The organism is Microbacterium sp. H83 (genome assembly GCF_001650405.1).
In the GTDB taxonomy this organism is placed as follows: Bacteria; Actinomycetota; Actinomycetes; order Actinomycetales; family Microbacteriaceae; genus Microbacterium.
This window is the reverse complement of sequence record NZ_LWCU01000056.1, coordinates 43,264-58,552: the sequence shown is the minus strand read 5'-3', so window position 1 is coordinate 58,552 and position 15,289 is coordinate 43,264. Positions and strand designations below refer to the sequence as shown.

The following is a 15,289-nucleotide window of genomic DNA, read 5'->3' as shown; positions in this document are numbered from 1 at the left end:
GACGGGCCTACTGCAGCACGTCCGCGATCTCGTCGAACCGCAGCCGGCGTCCCGTGTAGAACGGGACCTCCTCCTGCACGAACAGCCGCGCCTCGGTGTAGCGGAGGTCGCGCATCATGTCGACGAGATCCGTGACGTCGTCGGCCTCGAGGGGCAGCAGCCACTCGTAGTCGCCGAGCGCGAACGCGGCGACCGTGTTGGCGGTCACTCCCGTGAACGCCGCGCCCTTGCGTCCGTGGTCGGCGAGCATCGCACGACGGTCCGCCTCGGGGGCGAGGTACCACTCGGGCGTGCGGACGAACGGATACAGGCAGAGCCAGTCCTTCGGCGCGACGCCGCGGAGGAAGCCGGGGACGTGCGAGCGGTTGAACTCCGCGTCGCGGTGGACGCCCATGACGTTCCACACGGGCAGCAGTGAGCGCAGCAGCTCGGTGCGGCGCAGACGACGCAGCGCCTTCTGCAGCTCCTCCGCCGTGTCGCCGTGCAGCCAGACCATCAGGTCGGCGTCGGCCTTGAGGCCCGAGACGTCGTAGAAGCCGCGCACCGTGACGCCGGAGTCCTCGATGTACGACACGATCGTCTCGAGCTCCGTGGAGTCCGACTCCGTGACGGGGACGTCGGGGTTGCGTCGCCAGACGGCCCAGAGGGTGAAGCCGGACGGGTTCTCTTCGCGCTCATCGGACATGAGTCCAGTCTGCCCCCTTTGCCGAGTGGTCGCGAACGCGCGCGATCAGCGCGAGAGGGCGCGGGCGATCACCCAGACCGCACCGCCGATCGTGGCGGCGACGGCCACCGCCGCGGCGGTCGCGGCGACCGGGTTGCGGTCTGCGAAGACGCGCGCGCGGGCGGCCGCGCGCTTGGACGCCTTGTCGATCCGTCGCGGGAAGTTGCCCTTCACCTCGATCGCGGCGAGCGCCGCCTTCAGCTCCGCACGAGCGGAGTCTCTGGCGTCGACGATCCCGGCCGGGACCGCCGTCTTCGGCAGCGACCTCGTGATGTCAGAACTGGTCATCGCCGGCCTCCTTCACGATGCGGATGTCGTCGCCCACGGCCTGCGCCGGATTCTCGCGGGCGAGCACCTTGCGGAACTTCAGGATGCCGAGCAGTGCGAACAGCAGCACGGCGAGGATCAGGATGCCGAGCACGGCGAGCGCCGACAGCCAGACGGGCCACCACGAGGAGAGTCCTGCGATCGCGAAGACGAGGATCACCGGGACGGCCCAGAACAGGAAGAACAGGGCGACCAGGAACCACACCGAGCCGATGCCGGCATCCTTGGCGGTCTTGGACACCCACTTCTTGGCGTGGTCGATCTCCGCCTTGACGAGGTTCCCGATCAGCTCCGGGAGGTCGCCGATGAGGGACAGCAGGCTGTCCTCGGCGCGATCGCGGTATCCGCGGGGCATGTCAGTCGCCAGTCTTCGCGGTGCCGGAGCCGTTCGAGGCGCCGGAGCCGTTCGATGCCGCCGAGCCGGAGGCCGAGCTCGAGGAGGTCGAGCCCGAGGAGGTCGACTTCTTGGCGTCGCTCTTCTTCGCGGCTTCCTTCTTCGCGGCATCCTTCGCCTCGTCGACCGCATCCTCGGTCGCGTCGACGACGTCCTCGGCGGCCTTCCTGCCCGCGGCGACCGCGGAGTCGAGGCGCTGTCCGGCGGTGCCGCTGCCCGTCGCCGACTTCACGACCTTCTGCACGCCGGTCCACACCGCGCCGGGGACGGCCGCGGCCTTGTCGCCGATGAAGCCCTTGGCCTTCTCGACCTGCTCCTGCACGGGGTCGAGGTTCCAGACCTTCAACCACTGCGTCTTGATCTGCTCGTATCGCGCGCGACCCGCGCGTGATCCGAGGACGTATCCCACGCCGAGTCCTACGACGAGTCCGATCTTCCCTTTCATGGGGTCTCCTCACGTTGTTCCGGTGTGAACGCCCGAGGGCGAACCGGCGGCTCGGCACCGCCTCTCCAGGTGTCCAGCGTAGCCCTGTATGCCGATTTCGGCATCTGATCCGCAGAGGGTTGACAGGAGAAGGAGTTTGGGGTTCCGTCGCGGTCCGCCGCTCACTCCCAGAGGAGCGCTCGGCGCAGCCGATCCGCCTCCTCGCGGGCGTCGGGCACGACCTGCGCGAGACCGGTGCCCGCGAGCCAGGCGCCGACGACCGCGAGCCCGGGGACGGCCTGCACCGCGGCCCTCGCCGCGGCCCGTCTCTCGCCGGAGCCGATGATCGACGCGGGCTGCGACTGCACGAAGCGCGACCGGTGCGACGCGACGAGATCGTCCTCGCCCAGCGGCACGCCGAGAAGGGCGGATGCCTCGCGCAGAGCGAGCTGCGCGGCCGTGGCGTCGTCCATCCCCGCCGTCGCAGCGGGCTCGCCCTGGGCGCCGAACGAGACGCGCACCACATGGCGGCCTCCGGCGGCGGCGCGCACCCACTCCCACTTCGCGGTCGAGTGGGTCAGCGCCTTGGCGGCGTGGCTGCCCGGCACGGTGAGCACGCCCGTCCCGCGCGGGGCTCCGGACAGCGCCGAGGACGTCAGCAGCAGGGTGACGATCTCGATCTCCGGGGCGTCCGCCCGCTCGGTGCGCGCGAGTGCGGGGACCGCCGAGGCGAGCAGCTCCCTGGCGACGTCCTCGGACGTCGCGAGCACGACGCCGTCCGCCGCGAGGTCCTCATCCTCCGTCCGCGGCTCGCTCCGGTCGTCCCCGTCGTCCTCCGCGACGTGGTCGGACGACAGGGCATCCGTCGTGACGCTCCATCCGGATCCGGCCGTCGCCAGCGCGCTGACGGCGACCCCGGTGCGCACCACGCCGCCGAGCTTCTCGATGTCGGCGACGAGCGCCTCCACGAGCACCGCCATGCCGCCGTCGAGGCCCTCGACCGCCGCGCCCGGGGACAGCGCCTTCGCCTTGGCCTCGGCGGCGCGGGCCGCGCCCTCCTCGCGCAGGGCCTGCACGGCACCCGACAGCGAGCCGACGCTGGTCAGCGCGGAGTTCAGCCCCGGCGCGGCGACGTCCACGTCGACGTCGTCCGGGGAGGCGGAGTAGACGCCCGTCGTCACCGGAGCCACCAGGCGGTCCCGCACCTTCGGCCCCATGCGCGACGCGACGAGCCTGCCCAGACTGTGGCTGTGGCCGATGGTGAGCGGCGGGCGGATGCGGTCGAGATACGCGCGCCACACGCCCGACCACCCGATGATGCGGCGGACGTCCTCCTGGAACGGATTGCCCGGGATGCCGAGGATGCCGCCGACGGGCAGCGGCGCCGCCCCCACTCCCGGGATGCCGGCCAGCCACGCCCCGCCCGCGGCCGGGGCCACGATCCGGTCGCCGAGGCCGAGCTCGTGCACGAGCGCGCGGACGTGCCCGCCGCGCGTGGCGTAGCTCTCGGCCCCCGCGTCGACGACGACGCCGTCGAGCTCCGCCCGGCGGATCGCTCCGCCTGCGGCATCCGTCGCCTCGAGGACCGTCACCCGCATGCCGACCTTCGCGCACTCACGGGCGGCGATGAGTCCTCCGACGCCGGCGCCGACGACGACGATGTGGCGTCGTGCGGCGCGTGCGGCGAGTTCGGCGGCGTCGGCCGGATCGTTCGCGATCGGAACGGAGGCCGGCGCGGATCCGGGGAGTGCGGACTCAGACGTCATGCTCCCGATTCTCCCATCCGTCGTCGGGCGTCGCCTCGACGCGGGCAGGGAGAAAGCCGGTGAGTCAGAGCGAGTGGACGAGCTCGACGATCCGCGTGAGCTGATCGGGGTCGGTCTCGGGCGGGACGCCGTGTCCGAGGTTCACGATGTGGCCGCGCGCCGCGCGACCGCGCTCGACGACGTCGCGCACGTGCGCCTCGAGCACCGGCCAGGGCGCCGAGAGCAGGGCGGGATCGATGTTGCCCTGCACGGTGACGTCGGGACCCAGGATCCGGGCCGCCTCGTCGAGAGGCAGGCGCCAGTCGACTCCGACGCCGTCGGCGATGCCGTCGAGGCGCATGTCCGCGAGGAACGGCCCGGTGCCGACGCCGAAGTGGATGGTCGGCAGGCCGATGCCCTCGAGCGCCGCGCGCGAGTGGGGCGCGACGAACGAGCGGTAGTCGGCGGTGCTGAGCGACCCCGCCCAGGAGTCGAAGAGCTGGACGACGGATGCTCCCGCATCCCGCTGGGTCTCGAGGAACCGGCGGGAGATCTGCGCGAGCCACCCGGCGAGGCGGTGCCAGGAGTCCGGGTCGGCGTGCATCATCGCGCGAGCACGCAGGTGCTCCTTCGACGGACCGCCCTCGACGAGGTACGCGGCGAGGGTGAACGGCGCTCCCGCGAAGCCGATGAGCGGGACGTCGCCGAGCTCCGCCGTGACGAGGCGGACGGCCTGGGCGATCGCGTCGCCGTCGAGCGAGGCGGGATCGATCGCGGTGACGCGCTCGACGTCGGCGGCGGCGCGCACCGGATCCGCGAACACGGGCCCGCGACCCGGCTCGATCTCGACGTCGACACCGGCGAGCCGCAGCGGGATGACGATGTCGCTGAAGAACACCGCGGCATCGACGCCGTGGCGGCGCACCGGCTGCAGGGTGATCTCGGCCGCGAGGTCGGGGGTCAGGCAGGCGTCCAGCATCCTGGTGCCGACCCGCAGCTCGCGGTACTCGGGCAGCGACCTGCCGGCCTGGCGCATGAACCACACGGGGGCGTGCTCGGGGCGGGAGCCCGCGAGGGCGCGCAGAAGCGGAGCGTCGGAGAGAGCCATGGGTCCATCCTCCCACCCCGCGCTCGGGCCGACCTGTGCGCGAGGAGGGGTAGAATCGATGTGTGCTGCTGTGTGTCACGGCGAGTCACAAGACCGCCTCCTTCGAATTGCTCGAACGCCTGAGCCGCACCCCCGACGACGTCGCCTCCACCATCGTGGACACGGCCTCGTGCGTGCAGGGTGCGGTCGTTCTGGCTACCTGCAACCGGTTCGAGGCGTACGTCGAGATGGACGAGCCGGTCACCGCGGCAGGAGCGATCGGGGTGGAGGCCGTGCTCGAAGCGGTCGAGTCCGCGACCGGCATCGCGACCGCCGAGCTCGACGGCGCCTACGACGTCCACTCCGGCCGCCGCGTGGCCGAGCACCTCTTCTCGGTGGCCTCGGGCCTCGAGTCCGTCGTCTCCGGAGAGGGCGAGATCGCCGGTCAGGTGCGCCGCGCGCTGACGTCCGCGCGCAAGGACGGCACCACGTCCCCCGAGCTCGAGCGCCTCTTCCAGCGCGCCAGCCAGGCGCAGCGCAAGGTCAAGAACGTCACCGCCCTGGGTCGCGCCGGTCGCTCGCTCGTGCGGCTCGCCCTCGAGCTCGCCGACAGCCGGATCGCCGACTGGTCGGCCGAGCGCGTGCTGCTCGTCGGCACCGGCGCGTACGCCGCCGTGACGCTCGCGACCCTGCGCGAGCGCGGTGCCGTGAACATCTCGGTCTACTCCCCCTCCGGCCGCGCCGAGAAGTTCGCGGCGAAGCACGGCATCCGCCCGGTCGACGCGGAGGACTACGCCCGCGTCGCCTCGCGCTCGAGCCTCCTGATCACCTGCACGACCGCCACCGAGCCCGTGCTCACGCCCGATCACCTGCAGGCGCCCACCGGCATCGCCGCGCCCGGCTGCCCGGTCTCCGCCCACAGCCAGCTCGTGGTCGACCTCGGCATGCCGCGCAACGTCGATCCGGCGGTCGCGACGCTCGAGGGCGTCGCCCTGCTCGACCTCGAGACCATCAGCCTGCACGCCCCGCTCGAGGAGCTGCAGGCGACGGATGCCGCACGCAGCGTCGTGCGCGAGGCGGCCGACACGTTCCACGTCGTCGGCAGCCGGCAGAGCGTCGTGCCCTCGGTCGTCGCACTGCGATCGCACATCTTCTCGCTGCTCGATTCGGAGATCGATCGCGCACGTGCGCGCGGAGACGAGGACGGCAAGGTCGAGCAGGCGCTGCGTCACCTCGCCGGCGTGCTGCTGCACACTCCCACCACCCGCGCGCACGAGCTCGCGGCAGCGGGTCAGGCCGACGAGTTCACGGCCGCGCTGTCGACGCTGTACGGCATCGCGCCCGTGGAGCCCGCGCAGCCCGCGATCATGGACGACGCCGCCTCCGCCTGACGCACTCGGCCCGCACATCGGCAGCGACGGCCGGGCCTCTCCCCCGTTCCCGGACATCCACGGTCTCGCGGACCCCGCGCCGCCGTCGTGCTTCATATCGTCGAACCCGTGACACGCGGAGACCGTCCGCGCAGACTGGGGGGATGCTCGTGAATCCGGATGTGATCGGCGTGATCATCGCACTCGCCGCCTTCGCAGCGTCCGTGCTCGGCGTCGTCGGCCGCATGATCGGCCGTCAGACGAAGGCGCTCGAGGTGAGGTTCGACCGGATCGACGCGCGGTTCGAGAAGGTGGACCAGCGCTTCGAGACCATGGAGGCGACGATCGAGCGGCGGTTCGAGAAGGTGGACGAGCGCTTCACGGCGATGGAGGCGAGGTTCGAGCGGCGGTTCGAGAAGATCGAGGCGGAGTTCCAGCGGGTTCACGCGGAGTTCCCGTTCGTTCACGCGGAGATCGCCGACGTGCGCGAACGGGTCGTCCAGGTGGAGATCGGGGTCGCGCGACTCGAAGGTCCGCTCCCCCGCCTGCAGCGCATCTGACGGCGGCCGCGGGAGGGTGTCAGACTGAGAGCATGGCCCTTCACATCACCGGAGACACCGCCGCCGACGCGCTCCTGACCGACAACCCGCTCGCACTCCTGGTGGGCATGCTGCTCGACCAGCAGGTGCCGATGGAGACCGCCTTCGCGGGGCCGCTCAAGATCGAGCAGCGCACAGGGGCGGCCGATGCAGCGGCGATCGCGGGTATGGATCCGGACGAGTTCCTCACCGCGTTCAAGGAGACGCCCGCCGTCCATCGGTTCCCCGGGTCGATGGCCGCCCGCGTCCAGACGCTGTGCCAGGAGATCGTCGACCGGTGGGACGGCGACGCCGCCACCCTCTGGACCGAGGGCGACCCCTCCGGTGCAGAGGTGCTGAAGCGCCTGAAGGCACTGCCGGGCTTCGGCGAGCAGAAGGCGAAGATCTTCCTCGCACTGCTCGGCAAGCAGTACGGCTTCACGGGTGCGGGCTGGCGCGAGGCCGCGGGCGACTACGGCGACGAGGGGTCGTTCCGCAGCGTGGCCGACATCGTGTCGCCCGAGTCGCTCACCAAGGTCCGCGAGCACAAGAGGGCCATGAAGGCGGCGGCGAAGGCGGGCGCGTCGTGAAGCCCACGGGCGACGACGTCGCCGGCCTGATCGCGCGCTCCGCGCCGGCGGTCAGACGGCGGGACGCAGAGACCCTCACCGCGCTGATGCAGGAGATCACCGGCCGCGAGCCGCAGACCTGGGGGACGATCATCGGCTTCGGATCGTGCCACTACCGCTACCCGACGGGGACAGAGGGCGACAGCGGTCTGCTCGGCTTCGCGCCGCGCAAGGCCGCGACGACGATATACCTGTTCGAGGGGACCGACGCGCACGCCGACGACCTCGCCCGACTCGGGCCGCACACCACGGGCGTCGGATGCCTCTACATCAAGGATCTGGAGCAGGTGGACCTCGACGTTCTCCGCGGCATCCTCGAGCGATCGCTCGCCTGGGTCGAGGCGGGCGGGACGGATCAGGTGCGGCTCACCGTCACCGGCTGAGCGGTCGCGCCCTCGCCTGTGCGCTCAGCGCAACACCTCGACGAGCGCGACCCACGAGACCACGATGGCCGACACGATCGCCAGCACGCATCCGACCGCCGCGAAGTACATCCCCGACGGATGCTGCAGAGCGACCAGCACACCCGCGGCGGCATAGGCGGCGAGCGGCAGGAACCCGACCAGGTACTTCAGCATCCGCGCGCGATCGGCCGGATCCGGATCGCGAGCGATGAGTCGTGCCACGTTCACCTGCAGAACCGTGACCGACGCCGTCACCGCGAGCGTCAGCACCCCGAACCACACGGCATCGATGTCGGGCACGAGACCGAGCGCCGACACCGTCAGGGCGAGCACGAGCGCAGCGATGCCGGCGAGCAGCCGTGCGGTGAGGGTCTTCGAATCGACGATCTCGCGGATGTTCACGCTCGCCGCGACGATGACGAGGCCCGCCAGCGCTGCGGTCGCTCCGGCCATGGCCACGTTGAACTCGCTCCAGTCGGCGATCATGCCGTCAGCATAGGACTGCCGCGCCCCGAGGTCGACGCCCGGCGGGCCGACACCGCTAGCGGGCGTCCGCCCGGGTCCGCAGGCGCGCCGCGAGCGCGGGGACGGCGAAGGTCGCGACGATCACCGCGACGATCGCGCGCACGATCCACAGGCCCGGTTCCCAGATGACGTCGTAGGTGCCGGGGAGGCCGAAGAACGCCGCGATGATCTGCGTCTCGGCCCGTCGCCCGATCTCGCCGGTCGACACCGACAGACCGCCGACCACGCACACCACGCCGAGCGTGAGCAGCACGAGCGGCATGATGAGCGCTGCCGGCTTCGCCTCACCCCGCGAGAGCAGGCGGATCACCCTCATGAGCGACGCGAGGGGGAAGACGAGGAAGAACCAGACCACCGCGCCGAGCATGACCCCCACGCAGATGAGGATCGGCACCCAGACCAGCATCCAGGGGCTCTCTTCGCCGATGAAGTACTCCGGCTCGCGCGCGATCGCGACGACGAAGCCGAGAAGGGTTCCGAAGGGGAGCACCGCGAGCATGAGCCACAGGACCGGCGCGGGCACCCGCCGCCGCTCGCTCAGCCGCGACATGATGATCTGGATCACCAGAGCGGAGGCCAGGGCGGGCACGCCGAACATCGCGATGATCGGCGCCGCGCCGTCGTCGTCCTTCAGATCGAGGACGGCGAGCAGCAGGCCATTGATCGCCAGGGCGACCACGACGATCGCCGCCACGCTCCGGATCGCCGCCCGGCGCTCCTCCTGCACGGTTCCCCCCGGACCGCTCACCTCACGCGCCCTTGAGTCGCTCCGCGAGGTAGTCGTGCAGGGTGTCTATCGACACGCGCTCCTGCGCCATGGTGTCGCGGTCGCGCACCGTGACCGCGCGGTCGTCGAGGGAGTCGAAGTCGACCGTGACGCAGAACGGCGTGCCGATCTCGTCCTGGCGGCGGTAGCGGCGGCCGATGGCGCCGGCGTCGTCGAAGTCGACCGCCCACGAGCTGCGCAGGGTGTCGGCCACCTCTCGCGCCAGCGGCGACAGCCGCTCGTTGCGGGAGAGCGGCAGCACCGCGGCCTTGACCGGCGCCAGACGCGGGTCGAGCTTCAGGACGGTGCGCACGTCGGTTCCGCCCTTGGCGTTGGGCACCTGCTCTTCGCGGTAGGCATCGACGAGGAAGGCCATCATGGCGCGAGTCAGTCCGAACGACGGCTCGATGACGTACGGCGTGTAGCGCTCGCCCGATGCCTGATCGAAGTACGTGAGGCTCTGCCCCGAAGCCTCGCTGTGGCTGGACAGGTCGTAGTCGGTGCGGTTGGCGACACCCATGAGCTCGCCCCACTCCTTGCCGGCGAAGCCGAAGCGGTACTCGACGTCGATCGTGCCGGCGGAGTAGTGCGCCCGGTCGTCCTCGGGGACGTCGAACTGGCGCATGTTCTCGGGATCGATGCCCAGATCGATGAACCAGTTCCAGCACGCCTCGACCCAGTGCTCGAACCACTCCTGCGCATCGGCCGGCGGAGTGAAGAACTCGATCTCCATCTGCTCGAACTCGCGCGTGCGGAAGATGAAGTTGCCGGGGGTGATCTCATTGCGGAATGCCTTGCCGACCTGGCCGATGCCGAACGGCGGCTTCTTGCGGCTGGCGGTGAGCACGTTCGAGAAGTTCACGAAGATGCCCTGCGCGGTCTCCGGGCGCAGGTAGTGCAGGCCCGACTCGTCGTCGACGACGCCCAGGTAGGTCTTGACGAGACCCGAGAACGACTTCGGCTCGGTGTACTGGCCCTTGGTGCCGCAGTTCGGGCAGGGCACGTCCGCGAGGCCGTTCTCGGCCTTGCGACCCTTGCGCGCCTCGAAGTCCTCGATGAGGTTGTCGGCGCGGAAGCGCTTGTGGCAGCTCAGGCACTCGACCAGCGGGTCGGTGAAGGTGGCGACGTGGCCCGACGCCTCCCAGACGCGCTTGGGCAGGATGATGCTGGAATCGAGACCGACCATGTCGCCGCGTCCGCGCACGAACGTCTGCCACCACTGACGCCGGATGTTCTCCTTGAGCTCCGTCCCGAGGGGACCGTAGTCCCACGCCGACCTCGAGCCGCCGTAGATCTCACCCGCCTGGAAGACGAACCCGCGGTGGCGGGCAAGGGCGATGACCTTGTCGAGACGGGACTGTTCGGCCACGGTGGCTCCAATGGTCGGATGCGGAGAACGCCCGTGATCACGGGCACCTCAATCTTATCCGCGCCCGGTGGAGCGCAACTCTCACGCCCGGGTGAAGAGATAGCCCTTCCGGGCGTCGAAGCCGGCGATCTGCAGGCCGCTGCCGAGCAGCCCCTCCATCTGGGCCCGCAGCCGCATGCGCCACTCGTGCGCTGCATCCGGGTCGGACTCTCGCATCGCCTCGATGTCGGCGGGGATCTCGAGCGTCTCGACGACGGTCTCGGATGCCGGCGCCTTCGCGATGTCGGCCAGCGCCCACTCGACGTCGAGCCGGTCGCTCTCGTCTCCGGCATCCCCTCCGCCGAAGATGCCGTAGCGGTTGATCGAGTAGCCGGTCACCCTGGCCCCGAGCACGGAGAGGAAGAAGTGCGCGTTGCGGGCGACCAGCGGGTCGAAGGTCCAGGTGATGCGGCCCACGTCGCGCGAGAACGCCCACTGGCGCTGGTGCTCCTTGAGCTCGCGGCCCCACCCGCGGCCTCGGTACTCGGGCAGCAGAGCCGTGATGTGGGAGTGCATGGCGCGGCGCCCGGGAGCGCCGAAGAACGCGATCGACGCCCCGACCATGCGCTCCTCGCCGCCGTCGGCATCGGCGTCGAAGAGTCCGACGACGTAATTGCCCGACTGCTGCAGCGCGCGCAGCGTGCCGGCGTCGATGACGCGCTCGGGGCCGCGGATCGAGTCCAGCAGGCCCTGCGCGTCGATGATCAGTTCAACGGTGTCGAGGTCACGGATGGTTCGCACGCCCCCAGTCTGCCCCTCTCGGCGGCGATCGCGGAATCGCGGGACGCAGAACGACCGTGATCGACGCGCCGCGAGGGGCGTACCGTGGAGGGATGGCATCCAGCGATACCGCGGCCACCGCGCGCGACACCCGGTTCTTCGGGCAGCCCTGGGCGCTCGTCCACATCTTCGGCGTCGAGATGTGGGAGCGCTTCAGCTTCTACGGCATGCAGGGCATCCTGCTCATCTACCTGTACTTCTCGGTGACCGAGGGCGGCCTGGGGCTCCCTCAGGCCGTGGCCGGCGGGATCGTCGGCGCGTACGGCGGGTCCGTCTACCTCTCCACGATCCTCGGCGCCTGGATCGCGGACCGGATGCTGGGCTCCGAGCGCGTGCTGTTCCTCAGCGCGATCGTGATCGTGGCCGGGCACGTCGCCCTCGCGCTGCTCCCCGGATTCCTCGGGGTCGGCGTCGGCCTCGTGCTGGTCGCCCTCGGCTCCGGCGGCCTCAAGGCGAACGCGACCGCGGTCGTCGGCACGCTCTACAGCCCGGAGGACACCCGGCGCGACGCCGGCTTCTCGCTGTTCTACCTGGGGATCAACCTCGGCGCCTTCCTGGGTCCGATCCTCACCGGCATCCTGCAGTCGACCCTCGGCTTCCACTACGGCTTCGGCCTCGCCGCCATCGGCATGATGCTCGGGCTCGTGCAGTACTCGTTCGGACGCCGTGCGCTGCCCGACGAGGCGCGGCGCGTGCCGAACCCGCTGCCGCGCTCGCGCTATCCGCTGGTCGGGATCATCGCCGCCGCCGCGATCGCGCTCATCGTCGTGCTGGTGCTGGTCGGGGTCATCCAGGCCGACAACCTCTCGACGATCGTGATCATCGGCACGGTCGTGGCCGCGGTCGCCTACTTCGCCGTCATCCTCACGAGTCGCCGCATCGACGCCTCCGAGCGGTCGCGCGTCTGGGGCTTCCTGCCGCTGTTCGTCACCAGCGTCGCGTTCTGGTCGCTGTATCAGCAGCAGTTCACGGTGCTGACGGTCTACTCCGACGAGCGCCTCGACCGGAACATCCTCGGCTTCGAGATGCCCGTGTCGTGGGTGCAGTCGATCAACCCCGTGTTCATCATCATCCTGTCCGGCGTCTTCGCGGCGATCTGGACGCGCCTGGGCACCCGTCAGCCGTCCACGCCCGTCAAGTTCGCCTTCGGCGCCATCATCATGGGCGCGGCGTTCCTGCTCTTCCTCCCGTTCGCGGGCGGCGGCGCGAACTCGACCCCGCTCCTCGCGATCGTCGGCATCCTCCTCGTCTTCACGATCGCCGAGCTGCTGATCTCCCCGGTGGGGCTCTCGGTCACCACGAAGCTCGCCCCGGCCGTGTTCCACACCCAGATGGTGGCGCTGTTCTTCCTCTCGATCGCGCTCGGCACGGCCATCTCCGGATGGCTCGTGCAGTTCTACGATCCCGAGAACGAGATCCCGTACTTCTCGATTCTCGGCGGCATCGCGATCATCGTCGGCATCGGCCTGCTGCTGGCGGTCAAGCCCGTGCTGCGTCTCATGAAGGGCGTCAGCTGAGCGGAGGAGCAACGCCCCGGACGTGCCAGGCGCGCGTCCCGGTGTCGGGATCGCCGATAGCCTGAGGGGATGGGAGAGAACGACGATCGCGCACGCCGACGGCTCTCCCGGACACCTCCCCGCTGGGCGATCGTCGCCGTGCTCGCCTTCGCCGGGCTCTGCTCCTCCTTCATGTTCACGCTCGTCGTGCCGCTGCAGGCCGAGCTCCCCCGTCTGCTGAACGCCTCGCGCGAGGACACGACGTGGGTGGTCACCATCACCCTGCTCGTCGCCGCGGTCGCGACGCCGATCTCGGGGCGCCTCGGCGACATGTACGGCAAGCGACGCGTCGTCATCGCCCTGCTCGGACTGCTGATCGTCGGCTCGCTGATCGCCGCGCTGTCGGGCTCGATCGTCGGGGTCATCATCGGCCGGGCCCTGCAGGGCGCGGTGACGGGCGTGGTGCCTCTCGGCATCGCGATCATGCGCGACGTGCTCCCTCCCGAGCGCCTCGGCACGGCGGTCGCGCTGATGAGCGCGACGATGGGCGTGGGCGGGGCGATCGGGATGCCGGTCGCGGCGCTCCTCGCCGAGAACGCCGACTGGCACTGGCTGTTCTGGCTGGCCGCCGGACTCGGCGTCGTCGGTCTCGCCCTCGTGCTCGCCCTCGTGCCCGAGGACGTGCTCCGCTTCCCCGGCCGCCTCGATGTGGTCGGCGCGATCGGGCTGGCGATCGGGCTCACCGGCATCCTGCTGTTCGTCTCCCGCGGCGCCGAGTGGGGCTGGACGGCCCCGCTCACCCTCGCGTGCATCATCGGCGGTGTCGGCGTGCTGCTGGTCTGGGGCTGGTATCAGCTGCGCACGAAGGACCCTCTGCTCGACCTCCGGGTCGCGGCCCGGCCTGCGGTGCTGTTCACCAACATCGCGGCGATCGGCATGGGCTTCGCGCTCTTCGCCTCGAACGTCACGTTCCCGCAGCTGCTCGAGATGCCCGTGGCGACCGGTTCCGGATTCGGCCTCGATATGGTGGCGGCCTCCCTCGTGATCATGCCCGCGGGTCTCGTCATGATGGTCATCTCGCCGCTCTCCGGCTGGCTCGAGCGCACGGTCGGTCCGCGCCCGCTCTTCACCGTGGGGGCCGGCGCCATCGTGCTCGCGTACGTGTTCGTGCTGCTGTGGTCGAGCGAGGTGTGGCACATCCTCGTCGGCAACCTGCTGATCGGCGTCGGCATCGGGTTCACGTTCGCCGCCATGCCCATGATCATCATGCGGTCGGTGCCCGCGAACGAGACAGGGGCGTCGAACGGACTGAACGCGCTGTTCCGCTCGGTCGGCACGTCCAGCGCCTCCGCGGTCATGGGCGGAGTGCTCGCGGCGATGAGCGTCGACGTCGGCGGGGTCTCCGTGCCGACTCGCGCGGCATTCGACGTGTGCTTCTGGCTGGCGATCGCTGCCGGGATCGTGGCACTCGTGCTGTCGCTGTTCATCCCCCGCCAGCGTGCCGCCGAGCAGCACCCGTCGCTGCCGGGGTAGCCGGTCCGCGAGTCAGTGCGTGTACTCCATGAGCTCGACGCCCAGCACCCGGAACACGTCGTGCGCGCGCAGTCGATGCGTGATGGAGAGGTCGTCGAAGCACACGATCAGCGAGTAGGCGACGCCGGCGCGCGGACCGCCCAGCACTCCCGCCTCTGCGCGGACGCCGCGGTCGCGACCGGTCTTGTTGATGAAGAGCAGACCGTGCGCGTCGTGATCGTGTGCGAACGGGTCGAGTCCGGTGGCGGCGGCCACGAGACTGAGGTCCTGGTTGAGGCTCAGCCACTCGGCCACCTGCGCGCTGACCGGCGCACTGACCACCTGGGAGTTCACGAGCGCCGAGAACAGGCCGGCGAGCTCGCGCGCGGACCCGACCGCCACCTGCGGGGCGTCGTCCGGACCCCGCTCGTCGCGGAACCGATCGAGGAGCGCCGTGCGGCGCAGCCCGAGCGTCTCGATGCGCTCGCGCACCCGATCGTGTCCGACCTTCTGCAGCAGCGCGTTCACGGCGATCGGATCACCGGAGGTCGCGGCGAGCACCGCGAGGTCCTCGAGCGGCAGGGCGGGTGCATGCAGGTGACGCCACACGCCCGACGTGGACACCGGATCGACCGCGCCGCGCTCGACGATCTCGAGCGGATCGAGGGACCCGTCGTCGAATCCGCGCGCCACCTCGATCAGGAGAGGGACGACCCCCAGCCCGGCGACGGGCATGGTGACGTGGTCGTCACCCGCGAGGACGTGGACATGGGAGTCGAGGTCGACGACGTGGACCGAGACCTGCGCCCCGGCGTCGGCCAGCTCCTCGAGCGCACGCAGCGTCGAGGTGAAGGAGCGGCGGCCTGCGGCGGCACGCCGCGGCAGGCGCCGGCTGGTCCGCTGAGAGCGGCGCAGCGAGGCCAGGGACGGCCCGTCGACAGGCTCGGGAGCACCCACGCGTGATCCTTAACAGGGGGGTTGGATGGGCGGGATGCTGCGGGGTCCAGCCCCCGCAGCACGGATATCGTAACCCCCTCAGGTGAGGATGCCCTACATACGCCGGAGATCGGTCATCTGATGGTCACGCGGCGGTAAGCAGGGCACCCCGACGAGGCGGAGG

Annotated in this window: 17 protein-coding genes; 6 read left to right on the top strand and 11 right to left on the bottom strand. The window is 70.7% G+C overall.

From position 1 onward, the window contains the following. Positions 1-7 precede the first annotated feature (7 nt). The 6 genes from hemQ to hemE all read right to left on the bottom strand — a co-directional run bounded on the left by hemQ (position 8) and on the right by hemE (position 4,722). Positions 8-685, bottom strand: coding sequence for a hydrogen peroxide-dependent heme synthase (gene hemQ, locus A4X16_RS17035; protein ID WP_067123131.1), 678 nt, complete (start codon positions 683-685; stop codon positions 8-10). A 45-nt stretch (positions 686-730) separates the two neighbouring features. Next, positions 731-1,012, bottom strand: a complete 282-nt coding sequence (locus A4X16_RS17030) for a hypothetical protein (RefSeq protein ID WP_082914542.1) — start codon at positions 1,010-1,012, stop codon at positions 731-733. Next, entirely contained in the window at positions 999-1,406 is a 408-nt protein-coding gene (locus A4X16_RS17025; protein ID WP_067123128.1) for a phage holin family protein, read from the bottom strand. Before A4X16_RS17025 ends, A4X16_RS17030 begins: the two co-directional genes overlap by 14 nt. A 1-nt stretch (position 1,407) precedes the next feature. Next, entirely contained in the window at positions 1,408-1,890 is a 483-nt protein-coding gene (locus A4X16_RS17020) for a hypothetical protein (protein ID WP_067123125.1), read from the bottom strand. Positions 1,891-2,051: 161 nt separating this feature from the next. After that, on the bottom strand, positions 2,052-3,635 hold the full coding sequence (locus A4X16_RS17015; protein ID WP_197491872.1) for a protoporphyrinogen/coproporphyrinogen oxidase: 1,584 nt from the start codon (positions 3,633-3,635) through the stop codon (positions 2,052-2,054). Between the two features lie 64 nt (positions 3,636-3,699). After that, positions 3,700-4,722 (bottom strand): uroporphyrinogen decarboxylase, encoded by a 1,023-nt coding sequence (gene hemE / locus A4X16_RS17010; RefSeq protein WP_067123122.1) that lies wholly within the window; start codon positions 4,720-4,722, stop codon positions 3,700-3,702. Between the two features lie 62 nt (positions 4,723-4,784). Here hemE and A4X16_RS17005 point away from each other — a divergent pair, with 62 nt between their 5' ends. The 4 genes from A4X16_RS17005 to A4X16_RS16990 all read left to right on the top strand — a co-directional run bounded on the left by A4X16_RS17005 (position 4,785) and on the right by A4X16_RS16990 (position 7,661). Further along, a complete protein-coding gene (locus A4X16_RS17005) occupies positions 4,785-6,092 on the top strand; it encodes a glutamyl-tRNA reductase (RefSeq protein WP_067123119.1) in 1,308 nt (435 codons plus the stop codon). A gap of 143 nt (positions 6,093-6,235) precedes the next feature. Further along, positions 6,236-6,631 (top strand): hypothetical protein, encoded by a 396-nt coding sequence (locus A4X16_RS17000; RefSeq protein WP_067123116.1) that lies wholly within the window; start codon positions 6,236-6,238, stop codon positions 6,629-6,631. A 32-nt stretch (positions 6,632-6,663) separates the two neighbouring features. Continuing rightward, complete coding sequence (locus A4X16_RS16995) at positions 6,664-7,239, top strand: HhH-GPD-type base excision DNA repair protein (RefSeq protein ID WP_067123113.1); 576 nt, start codon at positions 6,664-6,666, stop codon at positions 7,237-7,239. Continuing rightward, positions 7,236-7,661, top strand: a complete 426-nt coding sequence (locus A4X16_RS16990) for a DUF1801 domain-containing protein (protein ID WP_067123110.1) — start codon at positions 7,236-7,238, stop codon at positions 7,659-7,661. The genes A4X16_RS16995 and A4X16_RS16990 overlap by 4 nt, the downstream gene beginning before the upstream one ends. Before the next feature lie 24 nt (positions 7,662-7,685). On the opposite strand, the gene A4X16_RS16985 is transcribed toward A4X16_RS16990, so the two are convergent. The 4 genes from A4X16_RS16985 to A4X16_RS16970 all read right to left on the bottom strand — a co-directional run bounded on the left by A4X16_RS16985 (position 7,686) and on the right by A4X16_RS16970 (position 11,122). After that, positions 7,686-8,168 carry a hypothetical protein gene (locus tag A4X16_RS16985; RefSeq protein WP_067123107.1) on the bottom strand — a complete coding sequence of 161 codons (483 nt, stop codon included), beginning with the start codon at positions 8,166-8,168 and terminating at the stop codon, positions 7,686-7,688. A 55-nt stretch (positions 8,169-8,223) separates the two neighbouring features. Next, positions 8,224-8,955 (bottom strand): hypothetical protein, encoded by a 732-nt coding sequence (locus A4X16_RS16980; protein ID WP_067123105.1) that lies wholly within the window; start codon positions 8,953-8,955, stop codon positions 8,224-8,226. Position 8,956: 1 nt separating this feature from the next. Beyond that, on the bottom strand, positions 8,957-10,342 hold the full coding sequence (locus A4X16_RS16975) for a glycine--tRNA ligase (RefSeq protein WP_067123102.1): 1,386 nt from the start codon (positions 10,340-10,342) through the stop codon (positions 8,957-8,959). An 81-nt stretch (positions 10,343-10,423) separates the two neighbouring features. Further along, the gene (locus A4X16_RS16970; protein WP_067123097.1) at positions 10,424-11,122 is read right to left on the bottom strand and encodes a GNAT family N-acetyltransferase; all 699 of its coding nucleotides are present in this window, start codon (positions 11,120-11,122) and stop codon (positions 10,424-10,426) included. Positions 11,123-11,214: 92 nt separating this feature from the next. On the opposite strand from A4X16_RS16970, the gene A4X16_RS16965 reads away from it, so the two are divergent. Further along, complete coding sequence (locus A4X16_RS16965) at positions 11,215-12,678, top strand: peptide MFS transporter (protein ID WP_067123094.1); 1,464 nt, start codon at positions 11,215-11,217, stop codon at positions 12,676-12,678. Between the two features lie 69 nt (positions 12,679-12,747). After that, positions 12,748-14,190: an MFS transporter gene (locus A4X16_RS16960; protein WP_067123091.1), complete on the top strand. Its 1,443-nt coding sequence runs from the start codon at positions 12,748-12,750 to the stop codon at positions 14,188-14,190. A gap of 12 nt (positions 14,191-14,202) precedes the next feature. Here A4X16_RS16960 and A4X16_RS16955 read toward each other — a convergent pair whose 3' ends face one another. Then, the gene (locus A4X16_RS16955; RefSeq protein ID WP_067123088.1) at positions 14,203-15,126 is read right to left on the bottom strand and encodes a serine hydrolase; all 924 of its coding nucleotides are present in this window, start codon (positions 15,124-15,126) and stop codon (positions 14,203-14,205) included. Positions 15,127-15,289 lie beyond the last annotated feature (163 nt).